The 26866-nt window shown below is 71.3% G+C and carries 22 protein-coding genes; 17 read left to right on the top strand and 5 right to left on the bottom strand.

What is annotated here, in order from left to right; genetic code table 11:
- The first annotated feature begins 108 nt into the window (after positions 1 to 108).
- The 5 genes from tsf to rlmN all read left to right on the top strand — a co-directional run bounded on the left by tsf (position 109) and on the right by rlmN (position 5311).
- Positions 109 to 948: a translation elongation factor Ts gene (tsf, locus tag AB0P03_RS27845; protein WP_363585748.1), complete on the top strand. Its 840-nt coding sequence runs from the start codon at positions 109 to 111 to the stop codon at positions 946 to 948.
- A gap of 261 nt (positions 949 to 1209) precedes the next feature.
- Positions 1210 to 1974, top strand: a complete 765-nt coding sequence (pyrH, locus tag AB0P03_RS27840) for a UMP kinase (RefSeq protein WP_030056790.1) — start codon at positions 1210 to 1212, stop codon at positions 1972 to 1974.
- A gap of 98 nt (positions 1975 to 2072) precedes the next feature.
- Positions 2073 to 2630 carry a ribosome recycling factor gene (frr, locus tag AB0P03_RS27835; protein WP_063347665.1) on the top strand — a complete coding sequence of 186 codons (558 nt, stop codon included), beginning with the start codon at positions 2073 to 2075 and terminating at the stop codon, positions 2628 to 2630.
- A 263-nt stretch (positions 2631 to 2893) separates the two neighbouring features.
- Positions 2894 to 4078: a phosphatidate cytidylyltransferase gene (locus AB0P03_RS27830; protein WP_363631494.1), complete on the top strand. Its 1185-nt coding sequence runs from the start codon at positions 2894 to 2896 to the stop codon at positions 4076 to 4078.
- Positions 4079 to 4210: 132 nt separating this feature from the next.
- On the top strand, positions 4211 to 5311 hold the full coding sequence (gene rlmN / locus AB0P03_RS27825; protein ID WP_363585749.1) for a 23S rRNA (adenine(2503)-C(2))-methyltransferase RlmN: 1101 nt from the start codon (positions 4211 to 4213) through the stop codon (positions 5309 to 5311).
- Positions 5312 to 5369: 58 nt separating this feature from the next.
- Here the strand turns inward: rlmN and AB0P03_RS27820 are convergent, their stop codons facing one another.
- From AB0P03_RS27820 to AB0P03_RS27805, 4 genes are all read right to left on the bottom strand, one after another.
- On the bottom strand, positions 5370 to 6521 hold the full coding sequence (locus AB0P03_RS27820) for a hypothetical protein (protein WP_363585750.1): 1152 nt from the start codon (positions 6519 to 6521) through the stop codon (positions 5370 to 5372).
- Positions 6522 to 6548: 27 nt separating this feature from the next.
- Positions 6549 to 7304, bottom strand: coding sequence for an ATP-binding cassette domain-containing protein (locus tag AB0P03_RS27815; RefSeq protein ID WP_363631467.1), 756 nt, complete (start codon positions 7302 to 7304; stop codon positions 6549 to 6551).
- A gap of 211 nt (positions 7305 to 7515) precedes the next feature.
- Complete coding sequence (locus tag AB0P03_RS27810; RefSeq protein ID WP_350882875.1) at positions 7516 to 8910, bottom strand: aspartate aminotransferase family protein; 1395 nt, start codon at positions 8908 to 8910, stop codon at positions 7516 to 7518.
- The gene (locus AB0P03_RS27805) at positions 8907 to 9380 is read right to left on the bottom strand and encodes an Lrp/AsnC family transcriptional regulator (protein WP_030243538.1); all 474 of its coding nucleotides are present in this window, start codon (positions 9378 to 9380) and stop codon (positions 8907 to 8909) included. The genes AB0P03_RS27810 and AB0P03_RS27805 overlap by 4 nt, the downstream gene beginning before the upstream one ends.
- A 301-nt stretch (positions 9381 to 9681) precedes the next feature.
- Between AB0P03_RS27805 and AB0P03_RS27800 the strand changes: the two genes are divergently transcribed.
- The 3 genes from AB0P03_RS27800 (at position 9682) to AB0P03_RS27790 (ending at position 14013) form a co-directional block, all read left to right on the top strand.
- Entirely contained in the window at positions 9682 to 11127 is a 1446-nt protein-coding gene (locus AB0P03_RS27800; protein WP_363585752.1) for a gamma-aminobutyraldehyde dehydrogenase, read from the top strand.
- 259 nt (positions 11128 to 11386) lie between these two features.
- On the top strand, positions 11387 to 12745 hold the full coding sequence (locus tag AB0P03_RS27795) for an aspartate aminotransferase family protein (RefSeq protein ID WP_363585753.1): 1359 nt from the start codon (positions 11387 to 11389) through the stop codon (positions 12743 to 12745).
- A 68-nt stretch (positions 12746 to 12813) separates the two neighbouring features.
- Positions 12814 to 14013, top strand: coding sequence for a spermidine/putrescine ABC transporter substrate-binding protein (locus AB0P03_RS27790; protein WP_063347658.1), 1200 nt, complete (start codon positions 12814 to 12816; stop codon positions 14011 to 14013).
- 18 nt (positions 14014 to 14031) lie between these two features.
- Here the strand turns inward: AB0P03_RS27790 and AB0P03_RS27785 are convergent, their stop codons facing one another.
- Positions 14032 to 15687, bottom strand: coding sequence for a PucR family transcriptional regulator (locus tag AB0P03_RS27785; RefSeq protein ID WP_363631465.1), 1656 nt, complete (start codon positions 15685 to 15687; stop codon positions 14032 to 14034).
- A gap of 356 nt (positions 15688 to 16043) precedes the next feature.
- On the opposite strand from AB0P03_RS27785, the gene AB0P03_RS27780 reads away from it, so the two are divergent.
- From AB0P03_RS27780 to AB0P03_RS27740, 9 genes are all read left to right on the top strand, one after another.
- Positions 16044 to 17555, top strand: a complete 1512-nt coding sequence (locus AB0P03_RS27780; RefSeq protein WP_363585754.1) for a gamma-aminobutyraldehyde dehydrogenase — start codon at positions 16044 to 16046, stop codon at positions 17553 to 17555.
- A 67-nt stretch (positions 17556 to 17622) separates the two neighbouring features.
- Entirely contained in the window at positions 17623 to 18873 is a 1251-nt protein-coding gene (locus tag AB0P03_RS27775; RefSeq protein WP_363585755.1) for a spermidine/putrescine ABC transporter substrate-binding protein, read from the top strand.
- 46 nt (positions 18874 to 18919) lie between these two features.
- On the top strand, positions 18920 to 20062 hold the full coding sequence (locus AB0P03_RS27770) for an ABC transporter ATP-binding protein (protein WP_363585756.1): 1143 nt from the start codon (positions 18920 to 18922) through the stop codon (positions 20060 to 20062).
- Positions 20059 to 20988 (top strand): ABC transporter permease, encoded by a 930-nt coding sequence (locus AB0P03_RS27765; protein WP_350882859.1) that lies wholly within the window; start codon positions 20059 to 20061, stop codon positions 20986 to 20988. The genes AB0P03_RS27770 and AB0P03_RS27765 overlap by 4 nt, the downstream gene beginning before the upstream one ends.
- Positions 20988 to 21791, top strand: coding sequence for an ABC transporter permease (locus AB0P03_RS27760; RefSeq protein ID WP_363585757.1), 804 nt, complete (start codon positions 20988 to 20990; stop codon positions 21789 to 21791). Before AB0P03_RS27765 ends, AB0P03_RS27760 begins: the two co-directional genes overlap by 1 nt.
- 63 nt (positions 21792 to 21854) lie before the next feature.
- On the top strand, positions 21855 to 23249 hold the full coding sequence (locus AB0P03_RS27755; protein WP_363585758.1) for an FAD-dependent oxidoreductase: 1395 nt from the start codon (positions 21855 to 21857) through the stop codon (positions 23247 to 23249).
- Positions 23250 to 23401: 152 nt separating this feature from the next.
- The gene (locus AB0P03_RS27750) at positions 23402 to 23833 is read left to right on the top strand and encodes a hypothetical protein (protein WP_363585759.1); all 432 of its coding nucleotides are present in this window, start codon (positions 23402 to 23404) and stop codon (positions 23831 to 23833) included.
- Between the two features lie 70 nt (positions 23834 to 23903).
- Entirely contained in the window at positions 23904 to 24716 is an 813-nt protein-coding gene (locus AB0P03_RS27745; RefSeq protein ID WP_363631463.1) for a nucleotidyl transferase AbiEii/AbiGii toxin family protein, read from the top strand.
- 329 nt (positions 24717 to 25045) lie between these two features.
- Positions 25046 to 26569 carry a CoA-acylating methylmalonate-semialdehyde dehydrogenase gene (locus tag AB0P03_RS27740; protein WP_350882849.1) on the top strand — a complete coding sequence of 508 codons (1524 nt, stop codon included), beginning with the start codon at positions 25046 to 25048 and terminating at the stop codon, positions 26567 to 26569.
- The last annotated feature ends 297 nt before the right edge of the window (positions 26570 to 26866 follow it).

Raw genomic sequence — 26866 nt, 5'->3', positions numbered from 1 at the left:
CCGCCGGTACGACACCGGTAGGTGCCCCTCTCTCCCGCGCCGGGACCGAACCATCGGTCCCGGCGTCTCCCCACGCAGACACGCGAGACGCGAGAAGAGATTCACACCATGGCGAACTTCACCGCCGCGGACGTCAAGAAGCTCCGTGAGCTCACCGGCGCCGGCATGATGGACTGCAAGAAGGCCCTGGACGAGGCCGAGGGCAACGTCGAGAAGGCCGTCGAGTTCCTGCGCATCAAGGGCCAGAAGGGCGTTGCCAAGCGCGAGGGCCGTGACGCCTCCAACGGCGCCGTCGCCGCGCTGATCGCCGAGGACAAGAAGTCCGGCGTTCTGGTCGAGCTGAACTGCGAGACCGACTTCGTCGCCAAGGGTGACAACTTCGTCAAGGTCGCCGACGCGATCGCCGCTCACGTGGCCAAGACCGCCCCGGCCGACCTGGACGCCGCCCTGGCGTCCGAGATCGAGGCCGGCAAGACCGTCCAGCAGTTCGTCGACGAGGCCAACGCGACCCTGGGCGAGAAGATCGTCTTCCGTCGCTTCGCCCAGTTCGACGGTGACGGCTTCGTCGCGGTCTACCTGCACAAGACCAGCCCCGACCTGCCGCCGGCCGTCGGCGTCCTGGTCGAGCTGGACAAGGAGAACGCCGAGGTCGCGAAGGACGTCGCGCAGCACATCGCCGCGTTCGCGCCGAAGTTCCTGTCCCGCGCGGAGATCCCGGCCGAGGACCTCGAGAACGAGCGTCGCGTCGCCGAGGCCACCGCGCGCGAGGAGGGCAAGCCCGAGGCCGCCCTGCCGAAGATCGTCGAGGGTCGCGTCACCGGCTTCGTCAAGGAGAACTCCGTCCTGGAGCAGGCCTTCGCGAAGGACAACAAGAAGACCGTCGCCAAGGTCCTCGAGGAGAACGGCGTCGCCCTCAAGCGCTTCGCCCGCTTCCGCGTCGGCGCCTGAGCCACGTTCCACCTGGTCCCCGGCGCCCTTACGCTGGGAACCGCCCCCGCCCGTTGACCGGGGCGGGCGGAACGCCGAACGGGCTCACCCAGTGCCAACCGTCCACGGGCGGGCCGCGTCGGCACCATGAACGACGAGGAGGCCATTGCCGTGCAGGACACCGAACCGGTTCCCGCGGCAGTGGCCTCCTCTCGCGTACGCGCAGGCCGGGCATCCGCACACCCGCGCCTGTGAGCCAGTAGGTGCAAAAAGGAGAAGTCCATGCAGGAGACGCAGGAGACCGCGCAGGACCCCAAGGCCGGCTCGCGCCGCCGGGTGCTGCTCAAGCTGTCCGGTGAAGCCTTTGCCGGTGGTGGCGGACTCGGCGTTGACCCGGACGTCGTGCACGCGATCGCCCGGGAGATCGCCACCGTCGTCCGTGCCGGTACCGAGGTCGCGGTGGTCATCGGCGGCGGCAACTTCTTCCGGGGCGCCGAGCTGCAGGTCCGCGGCATGGACCGGGCGCGCTCCGACTACATGGGCATGCTCGGCACCGTGATGAACTGCCTGGCGCTGCAGGACTTCCTGGTCAAGGAAGGCATCGAGACCCGGGTCCAGACCGCGATCACCATGGGCCAGGTCGCTGAGCCGTACCTGCCGCTGCGGGCCGTCCGGCACCTGGAGAAGGGCCGTGTGGTGATCTTCGGCGCCGGTATGGGCATGCCGTACTTCTCGACCGACACCACCGCCGTCCAGCGGGCCCTGGAGATCCACGCCGACGTCCTGCTGATGGGCAAGAACGGCGTGGACGGCGTCTACGACTCGGACCCCCGGACCAACCCGGACGCGGTGAAGTTCGACGCGCTGGAGTACTCCGAGGTCATCGCGCGCGACCTCAAGGTCGCCGACCTCACCGCGATCACGCTGTGCAAGGACAACAACCTCCCGATGCTGGTCTTCGAGCTGCTGGCGGAGGGCAATATCGCGCGCGCGGTGAAGAGTGAGAAGATCGGCACACTCATCAGCCAGGATTCTGTCCGGGCCTGAGCAGCAATCAGCCGTACGGGACGGCGCCGTCGCCGTGACCGGCCTCGACGCCGACACCGGTCGGGACAATCGCAGATGAACCGGACAGGGAGATCACAGTGATCGAAGAGACCCTCCTCGAAGCCGAGGAGAAGATGGAGAAGGCCGTCGCCGTCGCCAAGGACGACTTCGCCGCCATCCGCACCGGCCGTGCCCACCCGGCGATGTTCGCCAAGATCGTCGCCGAGTACTACGGCACCGTGACGCCGATCAACCAGCTGGCCTCGTTCTCGGTGCCGGAGCCCCGGATGGCGGTCGTCTCGCCGTTCGACAAGACCGCGCTGAAGGCGATCGAGCAGGCGATCCGCGACTCCGACCTGGGCGTCAACCCGTCCAACGACGGTTCCCTCATCCGGGTGGTGCTGCCCGAGCTGACCGAGGAGCGCCGCCGGGAGTTCATCAAGGTGGCCCGGGGCAAGGGCGAGGACGCGAAGGTCTCGATCCGCGCGGTGCGCCGCAAGGCCAAGGACGCCATCGACAAGCTGGTCAAGGACGGCGAGGTCGGCGAGGACGACGGCCGCCGCGCCGAGAAGGAGCTCGACGACACCACGGCCAAGTACGTGGCCGCCGTCGACGAGCTGCTGAAGCACAAGGAAGCCGAGCTGCTCGAAGTCTGATGAACGACGCCCCTGACGCCCCTGGCTACTGGGGCCCGTCCGACCAGCAGTTCCAGCCCTACCGCCCGGCGCCGCAGCCCCGGCCGCAGGCTCCTCTGCAGCAGGCGCACCCGGCGCCGGGGTACGGCGAGTACCCGGCGCCGCCGCAGGCCCAGGGCTACCCCGGTCACCCGGGCGGCGCGCCGGGTGACCCCGGCCACCGTTCGGATCACTCGCAGCAGCCTCCGGTGTACTGGGGCGGCGACGCGGAGGAGACTCAGGTCATGCCTCCCGTACCGGCGGGCCCCGGCCCGTTCCCCGGCGTGCCGGACCAGGGCCCGTCGGCGGGCTCCGGCCGGCCGGGTGACCCCGCCGCCGGTCAGTCCCGGGAGGCCGGTCGGCTGAGCGGCCCGCTGTTCCGGGACGACCGGTCCGAGGCGGCGGTGCCGGGCGTGACGGAGACGGTCGTGCTGCGCGCGATAACCGATGACGCCACCCCCGGCCGCGGCGCCCCGCCGCGCCCCGGGGCCTCGGTGCCTCCCGCGCCGCCGTCGAGTTACCCGGCGGCCGGGCAGCCCCACTTCGTGCCGTCGTCCCATCCAGGGCAGGAGACACCCGTGGCCGCCCAGTCCGCCCCGCAGCCGCAGCCGCGCAAGCAGCGCGGTGGCCGTAACCTCCAGGCCGCGATAGGCGTGGGGGTCGGTCTCGGTGCGGTGATCATCGCCTCGCTGTTCGTGGTGAAGGCGCTGTTCCTGTTCGTCGTGATGGCCGCGGTGTCGGTCGGCGTCTGGGAGCTGACCAGTCGGCTCGCCGAGCGCAAGCAGATCAAGGCGCCGCTGGTGCCGCTGGTCGCGGGCGGCATCGCCATGATCGCCACCGGCTACTGGGCCGGGGTGCAGTGGGCCGCGGCCTCGCTCGCGCTGACCGGGCTGGCGGTGATGGTCTGGCGGATGGCCGAGCCGCCGGAGGACTACCTGCGGGACATAACGGCCGGGGTGTTCACCGCCTTCTACGTGCCGTTCCTGGCCACCTTCGTGGCGTTGATGCTGGCGGCCGACGACGGCCCGCAGCGGATCGTGCTGTTCCTGATCGTCACGATCTGCAGCGACACGGGCGCCTACGCGGTGGGCTACAAGTTCGGCAAGACCAAGCTCGCCCCGACGATCAGCCCCGGCAAGACCCGTGAGGGCCTGGCCGGCGGCATCGGCCTGTCGATGCTGGCGGGCGCCGTGCTGATGGAGCTGATCATCGACGGCGGCAGCTGGTGGCAGGGCCTGATCCTGGGCGGCTGCGCGGCGGTCACCGCGACCCTGGGCGACCTGGGCGAGTCGATGATCAAGCGCGACCTCGGCATCAAGGACATGGGCACGCTGCTGCCCGGCCACGGCGGCATCATGGACCGGCTGGACTCGCTCCTGCCGACCGCCCCGGTGGTCTGGCTGCTGCTGGCGGCCTTCGTCGGCAGTTAGGGCCTGTCCGGCCCTCGGACAGGTCCTCGACCCGGCCTCCGGCCCGAGCGGCGGAAGGGCCCCGGACGTCTGCGCGTCCGGGGCCCTCGCACGTCCCGGCCCGCTCCCGGCGTCTGCGACACTGGATGAACCATGCCTAAGCCCGGAGAACTCACCTTTGTCGCGCCGCGCGGCGCCAAGCCCCCGCGACACCTCGCCGACCTGAGCCCCGCCGAGCGCAAGGAGGCCGTCGCCGAGCTGGGCGAGCAGCCGTTCCGCGCCAAGCAGCTCTCCAACCACTACTTCGGCCGGATGTCGAACGACCCGGCGGGCTGGACGGACATCCCCGCCGCCAGCCGGGAGAAGCTCACCGGGAGCCTGCTGCCGGAGCTGATGTCGGTCGTGCGGCACGTGTCCTGCGACGACGACAGCACCCGCAAGACGCTCTGGAAGCTCTTCGACGGCACGCTCGTCGAGTCGGTGCTGATGCGCTACCCGGACCGGGTCACCATGTGCATCAGCTCGCAGGCGGGCTGCGGCATGAACTGCCCCTTCTGCGCGACCGGCCAGGCCGGGCTGACCCGCAACCTGTCCACCGCCGAGATCGTCGAGCAGATCGCCGCCGGGATGCGCGCGCTCAAGGCCGGCGAGATCCCCGGCGGCGAGGCGCGGCTGTCGAACGTGGTCTTCATGGGCATGGGCGAGCCGCTGGCCAACTACAACCGGGTGCTGGCCGCGATCCGCCGGCTGACCGACCCGGCGCCGGACGGTTTCGGCCTGTCCCAGCGTGGTGTCACGGTCTCCACCGTCGGCCTGGTCCCGGCGATGAACCGGCTGGCCGACGAGGGCCTCAGCTGCCGCCTGGCGCTGTCGCTGCACGCCCCGGACGACGAGCTGCGCGACGAGCTGGTGCCGGTGAACACCCGCTGGAAGGTCGCCGAGGTGCTGGACGCCGCGTGGAACTACGCGGAGAAGTCCGGCCGGCGGATCTCCATCGAGTACGCGCTGATCAAGGACATCAACGACCAGGCGTGGCGGGCGGACCTGCTCGGCCGGCTGATCAAGAACCACCGGGTGCACGTCAACCTGATCCCGCTGAACCCGACGCCGGGCTCCAAGTGGACCGCCTCCCGGCCCGAGGACGAGCGCGAGTTCGTCCGCCGGCTCCAGTCGCACGGGGTGCCGACGACCGTCCGCGACACCCGTGGCCAGGAGATCGACGGCGCCTGCGGCCAGCTCGCCGCGGCGGGCTGAGCCGGCGGGCTGAGCCGGCGGGTCACCGCAGGCCGGGCAATCACCGCAGGCTGGGAAGTCAGCGCAGGCCGGCGGCTGCCAGTGCGGCGGTCGCCCCGCCGGTCACCAGCAGCGTGGTGCCCACCGCCAGGGTGCGCAGCGCGACCGCGCCGAACAGCAGCCGGGGCGAGGTGCCGAGGCGCAGCAGCACGTCGGTGACGTCCCGGCGGTCGGTGCGGACCTCGGCCAGCCGGGCGGCCACGGCGGCGGCCGCGCAGCCGAGCACCAGGCAGGCCTCGACGGCGGGCAGCACGTCGGCGCTGTCGGGCGTGCCGATCCAGTAGCGGATGGTGGTGAGCACCAGCGCGAGGGCGAGGGTGAGCACGGCCAGCGGAGGGCCGAGGCGGCGGGCCTGGGCGGTGAGTCCGCGGCCGGCCAGCAGCCGCAGCGGGGTGGGCCGGCCGAGCGCGAGCAGCCGTCCCGTCCAGGACAGCAACGGGCCGGTGAGCAGGGCGAGTCCGACCGCGCTGGCGGCCCAGCCGCCGAGTGCGGCGGTGCTGGTGCTGCCGAGCCCGGCGGGCAGGTGGATCGGCCGGCCGTCGGCGGCGGCGCCGGGCCGCAGGGCGATGAGTTCGAGGGCGAGGCCGATCACGGCGAGCCCGACCGGCAGGGCGACCCGCAGCGCGCCGAAGCCGGTGCCGCGGTGGGTGCGGCTGCCGGGCAGGTACTCGGTGGGCGGGACGGCGCAGGCGGCGGCGATCCCGGCGGTGAGCGGGACCAGGGCGAGCAGGGCGACCGGCGCGACGGCCGGCAGCGGTACGCCCATGCCGAGATCGGGGGCGAGCGCGGGCCCGGCGATGTCGTTGCGCAGGACCAGGAAGACCAGCAGGGTGAGCACGCTGCCGAGGGTGCAGGCGAGCACGACCTCACCGGCGATCAGGGTGCGGATCCGGCCGGTGCCGGCTCCGGCGGCGCGCAGGCCGGTGATCCGTTCGGGCCGCTGGGCGGGTACGGCGCGGGCGGTGACGGCCGCGAACCAGGCGACGGCGGCGAGCGGGGGCAGGCACCAGAGCAGTCGCACCAGCGCGTCCTCGCCGCCGAGCGGGTCGCTCATCGCCCGGCCGAGGGAGCGCAGCAGGAAGGCGGAGACCACGGCGGCGGCCAGCACGGTGAGCAGCCAGCGGCCGAGGTCGGGCACCCGGTAGCCCCGGGCCAGACGGAGATAGAACACGTCGACTCTTTCAGCGGCTCGGCGTCGTCAGCGGCGGGTGGCCGAGACGGCGGACGCGCCGGCCGCCCCCGGGACGGCGGGGCCGCGCGGGACGGGGGCGGCGGGGGCGGTGAGCCGTCCGTCGACGAGGGCGACGGCGCGGTCCGCGAACCGGACGAGCTCGGGGTCGTGAGTGGCCAGGACGAGGGTGAGCTGGTGCGACCGGGCCGCGCTGGTCAGTATCCGCAGGACCTGGTCGGCGGCCTCTCGGTGGAGCGGGGCGGTGGGGTCGTCGGCGAAGACGACGGGCGGCAGCGGGGCGAGGGCGCGGGCGACGGCGATCCGCTGGCGCTGGCTCTGGAGCAGCCGGTCGGGGCGCTGCCGGGCGACCTCGCCGACGTCGAGGCGTTCCAGCCATTCGTCGGCGGCGGTGTAGGCGGCCTTGTTGCCGGCGCCGGCGAGCAGCAGCGGCAGGGCGACGTTCTCCCGGGCGGTCAGTTCGGGCACCAGGTGGGGTTCGGAGCCGACGAAGCCGAAGCGGTCGCGGCGCAGCCGTTCGCGCCCGGCCCGGCCGAGGGTGTGGACGGGCGCGCTGTTGAACCAGACCTCGCCCTCGTCGACGGTGAGGAGGGCGGAGAGGCAGCCGAGGAGGGTGCTCTTGCCGGAGCCGCGCGGTCCGGTGACGGCGAGCACTTCGCCCTCGCGGACGCCGATCGAGATGCCCCGCAGGGCGGGGGTGCCGTGATGGGACTTGACGATCCCCCGGGCCCACAGCACGTCGTTGTCAGGCGGTGCCGCTGACATGAGGTTCCATCCTGGGTGGCCGCAGGGATATGACAGTCGTCAGATTAGAACGACTGGGGCCTGGCGCGGTTGCGGCGCTCTGGTCCATCGCGGGCAAATCACCCGCAATCAGGCATGTTTGATCGGCTGTCCGCGCCGGAAAACGCCGAAGGGCGGTCCCGGGGGAGTGGGACCGCCCTTCGGCGGAGGGTGGGGAAGGAGGATCAGGGGGTCAGATCTTCGCCCACGCGTCGGTGAGGCTGGTCCGCAGGATCTGCTCGATCTCGTCGAAGGTCGACTGGTTGGAGATCAGCGGCGGGGCCAGCTGGATGACCGGGTCGCCACGGTCGTCGGCGCGGCAGTACAGGCCGTTGTCGAAGAGGGCCTTCGACAGGAAGCCGTAGAGGACGCGCTCGACCTCGTCGTCGTTGAACGACTCCTTGGTGACCTTGTCCTTCACGAGCTCGATGCCGTAGAAGTACCCGTTGCCGCGGACGTCGCCGACGATCGGCAGGTCGCGCAGCTTGTTCAGGGTGCCCAGGAACGCGGCCTCGTTGTCGAGGACGTTCTGGTTCAGGCCCTCGCGCTCGAAGATGTCGAGGTTGGCCAGCGCCACCGCGGAGGAGACCGGGTGGCCGCCGAAGGTGTAGCCGTGCAGGAAGGTGTTGTCGCCCTTGTAGAACGGCTCGGCGAGGCGGTCCGAGATGATCGTGGCGCCGATCGGGGAGTAGCCCGAGGTCATGCCCTTGGCGCAGGTGATCATGTCGGGCTGGTAGCCGAACTTGTCGGCGCCGAACATGGTGCCCAGGCGGCCGAAGGCGCAGATGACCTCGTCCGAGACCAGCAGCACGTCGTGGCGGTCGCAGATCTCGCGCAGGCGCTGGAAGTACCCGGGCGGCGGCGGGAAGCAGCCACCGGCGTTCTGCACCGGCTCGACGAAGACGGCGGCGACGGTCTCGGCGCCCTCGTTGAGGATGGCCACCTCGATCTCGTCGGCGCACCAGCGGCCGTAGGCCTCGGGGTCGACCGTGCCGTCCGGGCCTTCGAGGAAGGCGGGGGCGCGGTAGATGTTGGTGTTCGGGGCCTTGTGGGTGCCCGGCACCAGCGGCTCGAACGGGGCCTTCAGGCCCGGCAGGCCGGTGATCGACAGGGCGCCCTGCGGGGTGCCGTGGTAGGCGACGGCGCGCGAGATGACCTTGTACTTGGTCGGCTTGCCGGTCAGCTTGAAGTACTGCTTGGCGAGCTTCCAGGCGGTCTCGACGGCCTCGCCGCCACCGGTGGAGAAGAAGACCTTGTTCAGGTCGCCCGGGGCGTAGTTGGCCAGGCGCTCGGCCAGCTCGACGGCCTTCGGGTGGGCGTAGCTCCACACCGGGAAGAAGGCGAGCTCCTTGGCCTGCTTGGCGGCGGCCTCGGCCAGCTCCTCGCGGCCGTGGCCGGCCTGGACGACGAACAGGCCGGCGAGGCCGTCGAGGTACTTGCGTCCCTTGTCGTCCCAGACGTAGGTGCCTTCGCCCTTGACGATCGTCGGCACGGGGGAGTTCTCGTACGACGACATGCGGGTGAAGTGCATCCACAGGTGGTCGTAGGCGGTCTTGGAAAGGTCCTTCTGCGCCGGGTCGGCTGTCATCGGGTGCCCCAGGTGTAGGTCTGTTTCCGGAGCTTCAGGTAGACGAAGCTCTCGGTGCTCCGCACGCCGGGAAGCGCGCGGATGCGCTTGTTGATCAGTTCGAGCAGGTGCTCGTCGTCCTCGCAGACCAGTTCGGCCAGGAGATCGAACGAGCCTGCGGTGCAGACGACGTAGTCGACCTCGTCGAGGGCGGCCAGCGCGTCGGCGACGGGCTCGATGTCGCCCTCGACCCGGATGCCGACCATCGCCTGGCGGGTGAAGCCGACGGTGAGCGGGTCCGTGACGGCGACGATCTGCATCACGCCCTGGTCGAGCAGCTTCTGGACGCGCTGGCGCACGGCCGCTTCGGACAGGCCGACGGCCTTGCCGATGGCGGCGTACGGGCGGCGTCCGTCCTCCTGGAGCTGCTCGATGATCGCCTTGGAGGCGGCATCGAGGGGAACGCTCGCGTTCCGGTCGCGGTTGGCCACGCCGCCACTGTGCCTGATCGTTCTCCTGTTCGCAAGCGAGGAATCTGCTGATTTCGTCGTGATCTTGGAATCCGCGTACGGATTTCATCGCCTACGTGCACTGCACCTGTCGATACCAGCAGTCATGCGGCTACCCTGGCACGGTACGCGCGCAGCCCCGCAGCGCAGCGCGCGTTCCCCCAAACCAGTGGACCGCGCCGTCCAGGGCCCGGCCACCCGACACCCTTCGTGCGCCGGACCCGCCGACGTACCATGGCGCCGGAAACTGCAACGCCGCAGGCCCAGACCGAGGAGAGACCCCGTGAGCGACCTTCGCACGCTGCGCAACTACATCAACGGTGAGTTCGTCGACGCGGCGGACGGCCGCACGCTCGACATCGTCGACCCCACCACCGGTGAGGTCTACGCGACGTCCCCGCTGTCCGGTGCCTCCGATGTGGACGCCGCCATGGCCTCGGCCGCCGCCGCCTTCCCGGTCTGGCGCGACGCCACCCCGAGCACCCGCCAGAAGCTGCTGCTCAAGATCGCCGACGCGGTCGAGGCCCGGGCCGACGAGCTCGTCGAGGCGGAGGTCCGCAACACGGGCAAGCCGCGCGGGCTGACCCTCTCGGAGGAGATCGGTCCGATGGTGGACCAGATCCGCTTCTTCGCCGGTGCCGCCCGCATGCTGGAGGGCAAGGCCGCCGGGGAGTACATGGACGGGATGACCTCGATCGTCCGCCGCGAGCCGGTCGGCGTCTGTGCCCAGGTCGCGCCGTGGAACTACCCGATGATGATGGCCGTCTGGAAGTTCGCCCCGGCCATCGCCGCGGGCAACACCGTCGTCCTGAAGCCCTCGGACACCACCCCGGCTTCCACCGTCCTGCTCGCCGAGATCATCGGCGGCGTCCTCAAGGACCTGGAGCTGCCGGCCGGCGTCTTCAACGTGATCTGCGGCGACCGCGAGACCGGCCGGCTGATGGTCGAGCACAAGACCCCGGCGATGGCCTCCATCACCGGTTCGGTCCGGGCCGGCATCCAGGTCGCCGAGTCCGCCTCCAAGGACGTCAAGCGCGTCCACCTGGAGCTGGGCGGCAAGGCCCCGGTCGTGGTCTTCGAGGACGCCGACATCGCCGAGGCCGTCGAGGGCATCTCGGTCGCGGGCTACTTCAACGCCGGCCAGGACTGCACCGCCGCCACCCGCGTGCTGGTGCACGAGTCGATCCACGACGCCTTCGTCGAGGCGCTGGCCAAGGCCGCGGCCGAGACCAAGACCGGCGGCGTGGACGACGAGGACGTGCTGTACGGCCCGCTGAACAACGCCAACCAGCTGAAGCAGGTGGCCGGCTTCATCGAGCGGCTGCCCGCCCACGCCAAGGTCGAGGCCGGTGGCCACCAGGTCGGCGAGAAGGGCTACTTCTACGCCCCGACCGTCGTCTCCGGCCTGCGGCAGGACGACGAGATCATCCAGAACGAGGTCTTCGGCCCGGTCATCACCGTGCAGAAGTTCACCGACGAGGACCAGGCCGTCGACTACGCCAACGGCGTCGACTTCGCGCTGGCCTCCTCGGTGTGGACCAAGGACCACGCCCGCGCCATGCGGATGTCGCGCCGGCTGGACTTCGGCTGCGTCTGGATCAACACCCACATCCCGCTGGTCGCCGAGATGCCGCACGGCGGCTTCAAGAAGTCCGGCTACGGCAAGGACCTCTCCGCGTACGGCTTCGAGGACTACACCCGGGTGAAGCACGTCATGACCGCGATCTAGCGGGTCGTGACGGTCGGGCGCTGTATGACCGCGATCTAGCGGGTCGTGACGGTCGGCGCTGTATGACCGCGATCCAGCGGGTCGTGACGATCGAGCGCTGTATGGCCGCGATCTGATCGCGCGTCCATCGTGTGAACGGACAATGGGCCCGGGTCCTTTCGACCCGGGCCCGGTGTCTTTGCATCCTGTCGGCCGTTCGCGTGACCGGCTGACAAGATGAAACTGCACTTCGGGGCCGCGACTCCCTAGCCTTACCGGCATGAGCATCCCCACCGCTGACTCAGCCGCCGGCCAGGCGGTCAAGGCCGCCGACCGCGCGCACGTCTTCCACTCGTGGTCCGCCCAGGCGCTGATCGACCCCCTCGCGGTGGCCGGCGCCGAGGGCTCGTACTTCTGGGACTACGACGGCAACCGCTACCTCGACTTCTCCTCGCAGCTGGTCAACACCAACATCGGTCACCAGCACCCGAAGGTGGTCGCCGCGATCCAGGAGCAGGCGGCGAAGCTCTGCACCATCGCCCCCGGTTTCGCGGTCGAGGCGCGCAGCGAGGCCGCCCGGCTGATCGCCGAGCGCACCCCCGGCGACCTCGACAAGATCTTCTTCACCAACGGCGGCGCCGAGGCGGTCGAGAACGCCGTCCGGCTGGCCCGGCTGCACACCGGCCGGCAGAAGGTCATGTCCGCCTACCGCTCGTACCACGGCGCCACCGCCAACGCGATCGCCCTCACCGGCGACCCGCGCCGCTGGGCCAACGAGACCGGCGTCTCCGGCGTGGTGCACTTCTGGGGCCCGTACGCCTACCGCTCCAACTTCCACGCCGAGAACGAGGCACAGGAGTGCGAGCGCGCGCTGGAGCACCTGGAGCAGGTGATCGCCTTCGAGGGCCCCGGGACGATCGCGGCGATCATCCTGGAGACCGTGGTCGGCACCGCGGGCATCCTGATCCCGCCGGCGGGCTACCTGGCCGGGGTCCGGGAGATCTGCGACCGCTTCGGCATCGTGTTCATCCTCGACGAGGTGATGGCCGGCTTCGGCCGCACCGGCGAGTGGTTCGCGGCCGACCACTGGGGTGTCACCCCGGACCTGCTGACCTTCGCCAAGGGCGTCAACTCGGGCTACGTCCCGCTGGGCGGCGTGGCGATCAGCGCCGAGATCGCCGCCACCTTCGCCGAGCGGGCGTTCCCGGGCGGGCTCACCTACTCCGGCCACCCGCTGGCCTGCGCCTCGGCCGTCGCCACCATCACCGCCATGGCGGAGGAGGGCATCGTCGAGAACGCCAAGCACATCGGCGAGACCGTGCTCGGCCCCGGCCTGCGGGAGCTGGCCGAGCGGCACCCCTCGATCGGCGAGGTCCGCGGCCTCGGCGTGTTCTGGGCGCTCGACCTGGTGAAGGACCGCGGGACCCGCGAGCCGCTGGTCCCGTACAACGCGGCCGGCGCCGCCAACGCGCCGATGGCCGAGCTGGCCGCCGCCTGCAAGCAGCGCGGGCTCTGGCCGTTCGTCAACATGAACCGCCTCCACGTCGTCCCGCCGTGCACCGTCACCGAGGAGGAGGCCAAGACCGGTCTCGCGGTGCTCGACGAGGTGCTGTCGCTCGCCGACGCGCACACCGTCTGACGTACCGACCGGACGGCCCCGGGTGTCGCGCACGCCCGGGGCCGTCCCACGCTCCGGAGGCCTTCCCCATGCCCAGCAGCACCACCCCGACCCGCCCCCACAACTCCCGTACGATCCGCCGGCGTTCGGTGCTCGGCGGGGCCGCGCTGCTCGGCGCCGGCACGCTGACCGGCTGCGGCATCCCGTCCGCGTACGTCGCCGAGGACCGCCGCTCGGTCCAGGACCGTTCGGACCGCGAGCAGCGGCTCGCCTTCTCCAACTGGACCCAGTACATCGACACCGACGACCAAGGGCACCGGCCGACCCTGGACGCCTTCACCGAGCGGACCGGCATCGCGGTCACCTACACCGAGGACATCAACGACAACGACGAGTTCTTCGGCAAGATCAGCCCGGTGCTCACCCAGGGCGCCGACCCCGGCCGGGACCTCATGGTGGTCAGCGACTGGATGGCCGGCCGGTACGTCTCGCTCGGCTGGGTGCAGGCCATGGACCGGGCCAACCTGCCCAACGTCACCGCCAACCTGGACCCGCAGCTCGCCGACCCGGCCTTCGACCCCGGGCGCCGGCGCAGCGTGCCCTGGCAGTCCGGGATCACCGGCATCGCGTACAACCGCAAGGCGCTCGGCCGGGAGCTGAAGTCGACCGCGGACCTCTGGGCGCCCGACCTCAAGGGCCGGGTCACCCTGTTCGCCGGGCTGGACGAGGCGCTCGGGCTGCTGATGCTCGCCCAGGGCGCGGACGTCTCCCGGTTCGGTGAGGACGACGCGCACCGGGCGATGGACACCGTGCAGAAGATGGTCGACACCGGCCACATCCGCCGCTTCACCGGCAACGACTACACCAGCGACCTCGCCTCCGGCGCCGCCGTCGCCTGCCAGGCCTACTCCGGCGACGCCGTCCAACTGACCGCCCAGAACCCGGACATCGAGTTCGTGGTGCCGCAGGAGGGCGGCGAGCTGTGGGCGGAGAGCCTGATGATCCCCAACCGGGCCCGGCACAAGCGCAACGCCGAGCTGCTGATCGACCACTACTACCAGCCCGAGGTGGCCGCCGAACTCGCCGCGTTCGTCCAGTACATCTGCCCGGTGCCGGCCGCCCGCGAGGTGCTGGCGGCCAGCGGTGACAAGGACAAGGCCGAACTGGCGGAGAACCCGCTGCTCTTCCCGACCGACGAGATGCGCGCCCGGCTGCACACCATGCGCGACGTCACCTCGGCGGAGCGGCCCGAACTGCACAAGGTCTGGGGGCGCATCACCGGCGTGTAGGCCACCGGCGTGCAGCGGTCAGCGGCGGACGGCGTCCAGGGCGAGCAGTGCCACGTGCAGGGAGAGGCAGGACTCCACCTGGTCGAGGTCGACGCCGAGGATCCGCTCGACCTTGTGCAGGCGGTCGTAGAAGGACGGCCGGGACAGGTGCGCGGCGTCGGCCGCCGCCGACTTGTTCCGGCCCTGCTCCAGGTAGATCCGCAGCATCTGCACCAACTGGCCGTTGTGCTCGGCGTCGTGGGTCAGCAGCGGGCCGAGCTCCCGCTCCACGTAGGTCTGCAGCCGGGCGTCGTCGCGCAGCAGGTGGAGCAGGCCGCGCAGCCGGACGTCCGGCAGCCGGTAGTACGAGGCGGCCCGGCCGCCGGGCGCGTCGTGCAGGGCCGCGTCGGCGACCTGGGTGGCCTCCAGCAGGGTGCGCCGGGCGTCCCGGACGGAGCCGACCGAGGAGCCGACCGCGACCACCGGGGCCGGTGCGGCGGCGGCGTCGTCCCGGCCGGCCTCGGCCGACATCCGGCGCAGCGTGGCCGAGAAGGCGTCCAGGGCGGCGTGCTCGTCCTGCTGGGTGCCGAGCGTGATCAGCACGCCGACGCCCTCGTCGTCCAGCGCGCCGACCAGGGCGGAGAGCCGGCAGGCCCGGACGGCTCCTGCGGCGAGCTCGGTGAAGTCGCGCAGCCGGGCCTGCGCCTCCAGGGCGGCCGGGATCGGGCCGCGCCGCTGCCGCAGCACCACCCCGACCAGCCGGCGGCCCTCCAGCGGGACGCCGAGCGCCTGGGCGCGCAGGGCCACCTCGGAGACGGTCAGCGCGTGGGTGAGGATGCCGGACAGCAGGGTGCGGTGGGTCTGCCGCTCCAGGCTCTCCCGGTCGCGCACCACCAGCCGGTTGAGTGCCAGCGCGGAGGCGCCGCGCTCCAGCAGCATGGTGTGCGGGTGGGCCTCGTTCTCGGGCAGCGGGCCCGGATCCTGCACCAGTACCAGCCGGCCCCAGTCCTGGCCGCGGGCGCCGACCGTGGTCACCAGCCAGCCGCTGCGCGGGTCGTGCCCGGTGCGGCCGGGCGGGCGGACCCCGCGGGAGCGGCGCTCCCAGTCCTCCAGCAGTTCGACCTCCGGGCGGCCGGCGGTGTCGTGGGCGAGCACCTGGTGCGCGAGGTTCTCCAGGACGACCGGCGCGCCCGCCATCCGGGCCACCTGGCGGATCACCTCGGGCGGCTCGGCGCCCTCCACCACCAGCTCGTTGAACACCTGGTGGACGGCCTCGGAGACGCGCAGCTGCTCCAGCTGGGCGTTGACCACCAGCGCGTGCACGGCCTCGGTGACGGCGACGAAGCGCAGCTCGCGGCGGAGCGTGATGAGCGGCAGGCCGCGCTGTTCGGCGGCGTGCACCAGGGCGCGGGGCAGCGAGTCGAAGTAGCGCCGGCCGTACTCGACGACCAGGCCGGCGACCCCCACCTCGTCCAGTTCGCGGACGTAGCGGGCCAGGCCCTCGCGGTCGTCGGGCAGCGCGATGCCGGTGGTGAGCACCAGTTCGCCGCCCTGGAGCATCCCGGCGACGTCGGGCAGTTCGCTCACGTGGACCCAGCGGACGGGCCGCTCCAGGTGGTCGGCGCCGGCGACGACCTGGGGCAGGCCGCGCCGCATCACCTCCAGGTCGAGCACGCGGGCGACGGTGGGGAGCATCGCGGGCCTCCAGGGCCTTGAGGGACCAGAGTGTCAGGTAAATCATCCATCGCGGCGACGACCTGTCGCCCTCGGTGAACCCTTGCACCCTGTAAGGCCCTACCCGCCGAGGTTGTCGCAGTGACCCTTGTCACGCCGGGGCGGTAGCGGGCATGGTCAGCGGGTCGGCTGTGGCGAAAAACAGACCTCACGCCGGAATCCATCGCGTTGCCGGAATGCAACAGCGGAATCCCTTGTTCGGAGTCCGCCGGACTGCCAGGATCGCGCAACCCCGGTGATCAGCCGGTCGGATTCCCCCACGGCACAACCGTGAGAATCGCCGTGGCAGTCGACCCACCGGCACTTGGAGGAACCAGATGGACCTGACCGACTTCGGCGCGGGCGCGCAGTACATCGCGGGCCGTCAGACCCGGGGGAGCGGCGAGCCCTTCCAGGTCGTCAACCCCGCGGACGGCAGCGTGGTCGAGCAGGTCGCCCTGGCCACCACCGGCGAGGTCGACGCGGCCGTGGCCGCCGCGAAGGCGGCCCTGCCCGGCTGGTCCCGCGCCACCCCCGGTGCCCGCTCCGAGGCGCTGACCGCACTGGCCGCCGTCCTGGCATCGGCGAGCGCCGACCTCGCCCGGGTGGAGACCGCGCAGACCGGCAAGCCGGTCAAGCTGGCCACCGAGTTCGACGTCCCCGGCACCATCGACAACGTGGCGTTCTTCGCCGGCGCCGCCCGCAACCTGGAGGGCAAGGCGGCCGGCGAGTACTCCGGCGACCACACCTCCTACGTGCGCCGCGAGGCGATCGGCGTGGTCGGCTCGATCTCGCCGTGGAACTACCCGCTGCAGATGGCCGCCTGGAAGGTCCTGCCGGCGATCGCGGCGGGCAACACCATCGTGCTCAAGCCGTCCGAGCTGACCCCGCTCACCTCGCTGATGTTCGCCCGGGCCTGCACCGAGGCGGGCATCCCGGACGGCGTGGTCAACGTGGTCACCGGCGCCGGACGCACCACCGGCGAGCACTTGGTCGCGCACCCGGACGTCGCCATGGTGTCCTTCACCGGCTCCACCCCGGTCGGCCGCAGGGTCGCCGAACTCGCCACCGCGAGCGTCAAGCGCACCCACCTGGAGCTCGGCGGCAAGGCCCCGTTCGTGGTCTTCGACGACGCCGACCTCGACGCCGCCGTGCACGGCGCGGTCGCCGCCTCGCTGATCAACGGCGGCCAGGACTGCACCGCCGCCACCCGCGCGTACGTCCAGCGCCCGCTGTACGACGCGTTCGTGGCCGGCGTGGCCGAGCTGTACGCCGCGATCCGGATCGGCGACCCGCTCAACCCGCACACCGACCTCGGCCCGCTGGTCTCGTACACCCACCGGGACCGGGTGGCCGGCTTCGTCGAACGCGCCCGCTCCTACGCCACCGTGGTCACCGGCGGCCGCGCGCCGGAGAAGGGCCACGACGGCACCGACCTCACCCGCGGCGCGTACTACGCGCCCACCCTGATCACCGGCGCCGCCCAGGACAGCGAGGTGGTCCAGGGCGAGATCTTCGGCCCGGTGCTGGTCGTGCTGCCCTTCGACACCGACGACGAGGGCCTGCGGCTGGCCAACGACACCCCCTACGGCCTGGCCGCCTCCGCCTGGACGGGCAACGTGCACCGCTCGCTGCGCGCCACCCGGGAGATCGCGGCCGGGTGCGTCTGGGTCAACGACCACATCCCGATCATCAGCGAGATGCCGCACGGCGGCTACAAGGCGTCCGGCTACGGCAAGGACATGTCCCAGTACTCGCTGGACGAGTACACCCAGGTCAAGCACGTCATGTTCGACACCACCGCGGTCGCCCGCAAGGACTGGCACCGCACCGTCTTCGGAGACAGATAACCCCTGCCCAGGGGCGCCGCCCCCAGGGCGCCCCGATTCGACCTCTTACCCCCAGGAGGCCCGTTCCATGGCGTTCAACGAGTTCACCGACGGTCTGCCCGAACCGGTCCGCAAGGCCTGGGAACGCAGCCTGACCAGCGGCCGGGCCGCGATCGGCCGCCGCACCCTGCTGCGGGCCGCCGCGCTGACCGCCGGTGCGGGCACGCTGGCCGCCTGCGGGATCCCGGCGGCCAGGACCGTCGGCGGCGACTCGACCGCCAACGCCGCCAAGGACCTCTCGGACAGCGAGAAGGTGGTCAACTTCTCCAACTGGCCGCTGTACATCGACACCGACGAGAAGGACAAGCAGAAGCACGGCACCCTGGACGCCTTCACCGCGGCCACCGGCGTCAAGGTCAGGTACAACGAGGACGTCAACGACAACGTCGAGTTCTTCGGCAAGGTCAAGCCGCAGCTCGCGGCCGGCCAGGACACCGGACGCGACCTGATGGTCCTCACCGACTGGATGGCCGCCCGGCTGATCCGGCTCGGCTGGGCGCAGAAGCTCAACCCGGCGAACGTCACCACCGCGATCACCACCATCGACTCCCGCTTCCGCGCCCCCGACTGGGACCCGGGCCGGCTGTACTCCTACCCGTGGGCCGGCATCCAGGTCGTCATCGCCTACAACAAGAAGGCGACCAAGGGGAAGGAGGTCACCAGCGTCTCCCAACTGCTGGACGACCCCGACCTCAAGGGCCGGGTCACCTTCCTCTCCGAGATGCGCGACAGCATCGGGATCACCCTGCTGGACCTGGGCAAGGACCCGGCGAAGTTCACCGCCGACGACTACGACGCCGCCGTTGCCCGGCTGCAGAAGGGCGTCGACAGCAAGCAGATCCGCCGCTTCACCGGCAACGACTACGGCCAGGAGCTGTCCTCCGGCGACATCGCGGCCTGCGTCGCCTGGGGCGGCGACCTGATCCAACTGCGCGCCGACAACCCGGACATCGAGTTCGTCATCCCGGAGAAGGGCTACGTCTCCTCGACGGACAACATGCTGATCCCGGCCCGGGCGCAGCACAAGGCGAACGCGGAAAAGCTCATCGACTTCTACTATCAGCCGAAGATCGCGGCGCAGCTGGTCGCGGGCATCGGCTTCGTCTCCGCCGTGACCGGGATGAAGGACGAACTCGCCACCCTCGCCCCGGACAGCGCGGCCAACCCGCTGGTCGTACCCACCCCCGAGATGGCGGCCAAGTCGCACGTGTTCCGCACCCTCACCGAGACCGAGGAGAGCGACTTCGAGCAGAAGTTCTCCAAGCTCATCGGCGCCTGACCCCCACGCGCGGCCCACTCCCGGCAGAGAACCCAGGAAGACACCCATGACAGACCAGCAGCGCGACGCGGCCGCCGGCGGCGACGTCCGCCTCACCGGCATCGGCAAGACCTACGGCGCCTTCACCGCCGTCCACCCGCTCGACCTCACCGTCCCGCAGGGCTCCTTCTTCGCCCTGCTCGGCGCCTCCGGCTGCGGCAAGACCACCACCCTGCGCATGATCGCGGGCCTGGAGGAGCCCACCAGCGGCACCGTCCTGATCGGCGGCCAGGACGTCACCGCCCTGCCCCCGTACAAGCGGCCGGTGAACACCGTCTTCCAGAGCTACGCGCTCTTCCCGCACCTCGACATCTTCGAGAACGTCGCCTTCGGCCTGCGCCGCCGCGGCCGCAAGGACGTCAAGAAGCAGGTCGAGGAGATGCTGGAGCTGGTCGAACTCGGCCAGTACGCCCGGCGCAAGCCGCACCAGCTCTCCGGCGGCCAGCAGCAGCGCGTCGCCGTCGCCCGCGCCCTGATCAACCACCCCCAGGTGCTGCTCCTCGACGAGCCGCTCGGCGCGCTCGACCTCAAGCTGCGTCGCCAGATGCAGCTGGAGCTCAAGCGGATCCAGACCGAGGTCGGCATCACCTTCGTGCACGTCACCCACGACCAGGAGGAGGCCATGACGATGGCCGACACCATCGCGGTGATGAACGGCGGCCGGGTCGAGCAACTGGGCGCCCCCGCCGAGCTGTACGAGAACCCCGCCACCACCTTCGTGGCCAACTTCCTCGGCCAGTCCAACCTGCTGCCCGCCGAGGTCACCGGCACCGACGGCGGCGACCTGCTGCTCAGCGCGGCCGGCGTCCGCCTCGCCGTGCCCAAGGCGCGCTGCGCCACCGAGGCCAGGCAGGTCCACCTGGGCGTGCGCCCGGAGAAGATCACCATCGCGCACGCCTCCGCCGAGGTCGCCGACGGCCGCAACCGGCTGGCCGGCACCGTCCTCGACTCCAGCTTCATCGGCGTCTCCACCCAGTACGTGGTGCGCACCGACGGCGGCCAGGAGGTCACCGTCTTCGAGCAGAACATGGAGCGCGACGCCCGGATCGTCCCCGGCGCGCCCGTCCTGCTGCACTGGAACCCGGCGCACTCCTTCGCCCTGGACGCCGCGCAGGCGATCGACGCGGGCACCGCGGAGGAGGCCGCATGACCACCACCACCCCGGCCGCCCCGTCACAGGTCATACCGCTCGCGGAACCGGCGCGGAAGCCGAAGCGCAAGCTCACCGCGTACTGGCTGCTGCTGCCCGGCATCGCCTGGCTCGTCGTCTTCTTCGCCGTCCCGATGGTCTACCAGGCGTCCACCTCGCTGCAGACCGGCTCGCTCGAAGCGGGCTTCAAGGTCACCTGGCACCTCGCGACCTACTGGGACGCCCTGGTCGAGTACAAGTGGCACTTCGTCCGCTCGTTCTCCTACGCGGGCATCGCCACCGTGCTCTGCCTGGCCGTCGGCTACCCGCTCGCGTACACGATCGCCTTCAAGGCCAGCAAGCGCTGGCGCAACGTCATCCTGATCCTGGTCATCGCGCCGTTCTTCACCAGCTTCCTGATCCGCACGCTGGCCTGGAAGACCATCCTGTCCGACGGCGGGCCGGTGGTCGGGGTGCTCAACACCCTGCACGTCCTGGACGTCACCAACGCGCTCGGCCTCACCTCCGGCGACCGGGTGCTCGCCACGCCGCTCGCCGTGGTCTGCGGTCTCACCTACAACTTCCTGCCGTTCATGATCCTGCCGCTGTACACCTCGCTGGAGCGGATCGACCCCCGCCTGCACGAGGCGGCCGGCGACCTGTACGCCCGGCCGTTCACCACCTTCCGCAAGGTCACCTTCCCGATCTCGCTGCCCGGGGTGGTCGCCGGCACCCTGCTCACCTTCATCCCGGCCTCCGGCGACTACATCAACGCCCAGCTGCTGGGCTCGCCGAGCGAGCAGATGGTCGGCAACGGCATCCAGAAGCAGTTCCTGAACGTGCTCGACTACCCCACGGCTGCCGCACTGAGCTTCATCCTGATGGCCCTGATCCTGGGCATGGTGACGGTCTACATGCGCAAGGCCGGGACGGAGGAACTGGTCTGATGTCCCGGATTACCAAGTGGATACGCGCCCACCTGGTGGTGCTGGCCGGCCTGCTGGCCCTCGCCTACCTGGTGCTGCCCAACCTGGTCGTGCTCGCCTTCTCGTTCAACAAGCCGGTCGGCAAGTTCAACTACGAGTGGAACGAGTTCTCCACCGACGCCTGGACCAACCCCTGCGGCGTGGCCGACATGTGCCAGTCGCTCTCGCTCAGCCTGCAGATCGCGGTGCTCGCCACCATCGGCGCCACCGTGCTCGGCACCATGGTCGCCTTCGCGCTGGCCCGCTACCGCTTCCGCGGCCGCTCGGCCACCACCGCGATGATCTTCCTGCCGATGGCCATGCCCGAGGTGGTCATGGCCGCCTCGCTCGGGACGCTGTTCCTCAACATGCGCATCCCGTTCGGCTTCACCACCATCCTCATCGCGCACATCATGTTCTGCCTCAGCTTCGTGGTGACGGCCGTCAAGGCCCGCGTGATGAGCATGGACCCGAGGCTCGAACAGGCCGCCCAGGACCTCTACGCGACCCCCACCCAGACCTTCCTGCGGGTCACCCTGCCGCTGGCCTCCCCCGGCATCGCGGCGGGAGCGCTGCTCAGCTTCGCGCTCTCCTTCGACGACTTCATCATCACCCAGTTCAACTCGGGCCCGACCACGGTCACCTTCCCGATGTTCGTCTGGGGCGCGTCGCAGCGCGGCATCCCGGTGCAGGTGAACGTCATCGGCACCGCGATGTTCATCGCCGCCGTCGCGCTGACCGTCGGCGGCCAGTGGCTGGGCAACCGCCGGAAGGCCACCGCCTGACGTACGGTCGGGTGTGGTGGCCGAACAAATCATCGCCTAAGTACAGAAAGTGGCTGATAATGCATGGACTCCGCCCGCGCACTCAGTGACGCCAGGCCCACCCCCTTCTGGCTGGAGGACCCGGGCCGGCCGGCGGCGCTGCCCGCCCTGGTCGGCGACACCACCTGCGACCTGCTGGTCGTCGGCGGCGGCTACTCCGGCCTCTGGACCGCCCTCATCGCCAAGGAACGCGACCCCTCGCTGGACGTCGTGCTGGTTGAGGGCAACGAGGTCGGGTGGGCCGCGTCCGGGCGCAACGGCGGATTCTGCGCGGCCAGCCTCACCCACGGCTTCGGCAACGGCCTGCAACGCTGGCCCGCCGAACTCGCCCAGCTGGAACGCCTCGGTGCCGCCAACCTGGACGGCATCGAGGCCACCCTCAAGCGCTACGGCATCGACGCCGAGTGGGAGCGCACCGGCGAGATCGACGTCGCCACCCAGCCGCACCAGGTCGAGGAACTCCACGAGATCGCCGAGGCCGTCGCCCGGTACGGCTTCGACATCACCGTCCTGGACGCCGACGAGTTGCGCGCCGAGGTCGACTCGCCGACCTTCCTCGGCGGCCTCTGGGACAAGGAGGGCGTGGCGATGGTCCACCCCGCCAAGCTCGCCTGGGGCCTGCGGGACGCCTGCCTCGGCCAGGGCGTGCGGATCTTCGAGCACACCCGGGCCACCGACCTGCGGGAGTACGGCAGCGGCATGGCCGTCCGCACCCCGTACGGACGGGTCTTCGCCCGGCGCGTCGCACTCGGTACCAACGTGTTCCCGTCGCTGGTCAAGAGGGTCCGGCCGTACGTCGTGCCGGTGTACGACTACGCGCTGATGACCGAGCCGCTCAGCGACGAACAGCTCGCCGCGATCGGCTGGCGCGGCCGGCAGGGACTCGGCGACAGCGCCAACAAGTTCCACTACTTCCGGCTCTCCGCCGACAACCGGATCCTGTGGGGCGGCTACGACGCCGTCTACCACTACGGCGGCCACGTCCGGCACGAGTACGACCAGCGGCCGGAGACCTTCCGCACGCTGGCGAACCACTTCTTCCGCTGCTTCCCGCAGCTGGAGGGCCTGCGGTTCACCCACGCCTGGGGCGGCGCCATCGACACCTGCAGCCGGTTCTCGGCGTTCTTCGACACCGCCTACCGGGGCAAGGTCGCGTACGCGGCCGGGTACACCGGGCTCGGCGTCGGCGCGACGCGCTTCGGCGCCGAGGTGATGCTCGACCTGCTGTCCGGCGAGCGCACCGAGCGCACCTCGCTGGACATGGTGCGCAGCAAGCCGCTGCCGTTCCCGCCCGAGCCGGTGCGCTGGGCCGGGATCGAGATCACCACCCGCTCGCTGGAGCGCGCGGACCGCAACGGCGGCCACCGCAACCTCTGGCTGCGCACGCTCGACCGCATGGGGCTCGGCTTCGACAGCTGACCCCGTTGTCCGCGTTATCCGTGTCATCCGTGTTATCCGTGTAAGAGAGACCCGCCGTCCGCCTCTCCTTGGTGACGGCGGGTCTCGGTCTCCCCGCCGCGTCCCGACCGGGACGACCCGACCGGAACCAGCGGCAAGAAGCGGGGACAGACATGGAGAGCACCGGACTGCACTGGCTCGCCCAGGTGGCACCGGACCCGGAGGCCTTCCGGGAGCAATGGGAGCGCACCGGACTGGGGCTGATGCTGCTACCGGCCGGCCGCCGCTGGGACGTCCTCTCCGTCCCCGGACGGCTCGGGCGCCCGGCCCTGGAGATCCTGGACACCGGCTCCTGCGGCCCCGTCCTCACCGACTTCGGGGACGAGCACGTCAGCTTCCTGGTCCCCGTCGGCACCGCCGCCCGCTGGATCGGCACGGGCGTGCGCAGCGCGGGGGAGGGCACCTGGATCGTCGTCCCGCACCCCGAGCGCCGCAGCCGCGGGGTGCGCTGGCTGGTCCCGCCCGACGGCTCCGGACGGCTCAACGACCCGGTGCTGCTGGAACTCGCCCTGCACGAGGCCGCGGCCGGGCTCAGCGGCTGGTGATCCCGCGGTCCGGGCTCCGGCCCCGGCCGGCGGTGGCGCGCGGGGCGGGCGGTCGCGTCAGACTGGAAACGTGACCACCGCCCCGGACGCCGTCGACGCGCCCCTTCGACCGGGCCCGGCCCAGCTGCGCCTCGCCGCACTGGCGGCCCCAGTCTGCGACCGGTACGGGCTCGCCCTGGCCGGCGGGCACGCGCTGCGCGCCCACGGCGTCGCGGCCTGCCCGCAGGACGGCCTCACCCTGGTGACCGGCAGGGCCGACCTGCCGGAGGTGGCCGCCGCGCTGGGCGAGGCCTACCGCGCGGCCGGCGGCGGGGTCGCCGAACGCCCGGGCACGCCGCGACTGGAGCAGCTCACCGTCCGGCTCGCGCTCGGCGGGCGGTCGCACTCGGTGGAGCTGCGGAAGGAGCCGCTGGCCCACCGGCCGGTGCGCTTCGACCTTGCCGCGCCCCCGCCCGGCGAGCCGGCGGTGGCGCTGTCGGCGGTCCCGCCGGTGGCGCTGCCAGTCGTCCTGCCGGTGGTCCTGCCGGTCGTCGCCCTGGAGGACGCCGCCGCGCTCACCACCGCGCTGCTGGTGGACCGCGGCATGCCGCGGGACCTGGTCGATGTGCACGCCCTCACCGACTGCTACCGGGAGGGCGAACTCCTCGCACTGGCAGCCGAATTGGACGCAGACTTCCAGCCCGCGGCGCTCGCCGACCGGCTGGAGACGCTGGCCGAGGCGGCGGACGGCCGGTTCCGGGCCCGGGGTGTCGCGGCACGAGCGGTCGGCGGGCTGAAGCGGTGGGCGCTCGCCTGGGCCCAGGACCTGCGGCTGGACCTGCTGGAGACCCAGGAGGCGGCCGACGGTCTGCACGACCCGTACCTGGAGGACGAGGAGTCCTGAACGCGGGGTGGCGGCGCTTCGTCCTTGCGCGCTCGTCTTGCGGGTTCGTTGCTGCGCGTCCGTCCTCGCGTGTTCGTCCTCGCGCGTTCGTCCTTGCGGGTCCGGCTTCACACGTTCGTGCTCTCTCACGCGTTCGGCCGAGCAACCGGACGACCTGTAAGGCTGAATCCGCGATCCCCGTCAGCCTGTTCGTTGAGGCCTGGCGCGGCGGCCACCAGACTGGAGACGAGCGCGGTAGCCCCGTGAATCCCGTCGCCCGGCCCACTCGCGGGCGGCGCCAGACAGGACCGGCGGCAGGACGCCGCCCGGGACTTCGGAGGCAGACGGACTTGAGCAAGCACATCACTCACTGGATCGGCGGCGAGCCCGTCGCCACCGCCGGCGCGGCGCCCCGCCGCGGTGACATCTTCGACCCGGCCACCGGCCAGGTCGCCGGCCAGGTCGACTTCGCCGGGATCGCCGAGGTCGACCAGGCCGTGGCCGCCGCCGCCTCGGCCTTCGCCGAGTGGCGCACCGCCTCGGTCGCCAAGCGCACCACCGTGCTGTTCGCCTTCCGCGAGCTGCTGAACGCCCGCCGCGACGAGCTGGCCGCGATCATCGTGTCCGAGCACGGCAAGGTCCACTCCGACGCGCTCGGCGAGATCGCCCGCGGCCTGGAGGTCGTCGAGTACGCCTGCGGCATCCCGCAGCTCGTCAAGGGCGGCTTCACCGAGCAGGCGTCCACCGGCGTCGACGTCTACTCGATCCGCCAGCCGCTCGGCCCGGTCGCGATCATCTCGCCGTTCAACTTCCCGGCCATGGTGCCGATGTGGTTCTTCCCGCTCGCCATCGCGGCCGGCAACACCGTCGTCCTGAAGCCCTCGGAGAAGGACCCGTCCGCCGCCAACTTCCTCGCCGGGCTGTGGAAGGAGGCCGGCCTGCCGGACGGCGTCTTCAACGTCGTGCACGGCGACAAGGCCGCCGTGGACCGCCTGCTGGAGCACCCGGACGTCAAGTCCGTCAGCTTCGTCGGCTCCACCCCGATCGCCCGCTACGTCTACGAGACCGGTACGCGCTACGGCAAGCGCGTGCAGGCCCTGGGCGGCGCCAAGAACCACATGCTGGTCCTGCCCGACGCCGACCTCGACCTGGCCGCCGACGCCGCCGTCAATGCGGGCTTCGGCGCGGCCGGCGAGCGCTGCATGGCCGTGTCCGTCCTGGTCGCGGTCGACCCGATCGGCGACGAGCTGGTCGACAAGATCAAGCAGCGGATCGCCACCCTGAAGGTCGGCCCCGGCTGCAACGGCGACTCCGAGATGGGCCCGCTGGTCACCGGCCAGCACCGCGACAAGGTCACCTCCTACGTCGAGTCCGGGGTCGCCGACGGCGCCGAGCTCGCCGTGGACGGCCGCAAGCACCCGGTCACCGCCGAGGACGAGAACGGCGCCCCGACCTCGGATGGCTTCTGGCTCGGCCCCACCCTGTTCGACCACGTGAAGCCGGGCATGTCCGTCTACAACGACGAGATCTTCGGCCCGATCCTCTCCGTCGTGCGCGTCGCCTCCTACGACGAGGGCCTGGCACTGATCAACGCCAACCCGTACGGCAACGGCACCGCCCTCTTCACCAACGACGGCGGCGCGGCCCGGCGCTTCCAGTTCGAGGTGGAGGTCGGCATGGTCGGCATCAACGTGCCGATCCCGGTCCCGGTCGCCTACTACTCCTTCGGCGGCTGGAAGGCCTCCCTGTTCGGCGACGCCCACGCGTACGGTCCGGACGGCGTGCAGTTCTTCACCCGCGGCAAGGCCGTGACCCAGCGCTGGCTGGACCCCTCGCACGGCGGTATCAACCTCGGCTTCCCCACCAACAGCTGATCCCCCGCCCCGCCGTCGTGCCGGCCGGACCCCTCTCCCCGGGGTCCGGCCGGCCCTTTGCACCCCGTTTGCATCCGGTCGCGATCACGCGTAGAGTTCTTCGAGCTGCCTGGCTGGGAGCACCGGACACGCATCTCCGCGCGGACGGTCCCGGGACAGCCAATCCTTTTGAAACACCATTTCCCGGTTCGGGCTGGGTCGCGTCTTGTCGCGGCTTGGTTCCTATTCGGCGTGTTCGTTTTATTGGATTGCGGTCGATTCGCTTTTCGGAGTAGGGATCGGCTAGAGTTTGAAACG

The organism is Kitasatospora sp. NPDC088779 (assembly GCF_040685395.1).
Taxonomy (GTDB): Bacteria; Actinomycetota; Actinomycetes; order Streptomycetales; family Streptomycetaceae; genus Kitasatospora.
Note: the sequence above shows the minus strand (reverse complement) of the source record. Positions and strands in the feature narration are given on the sequence as shown.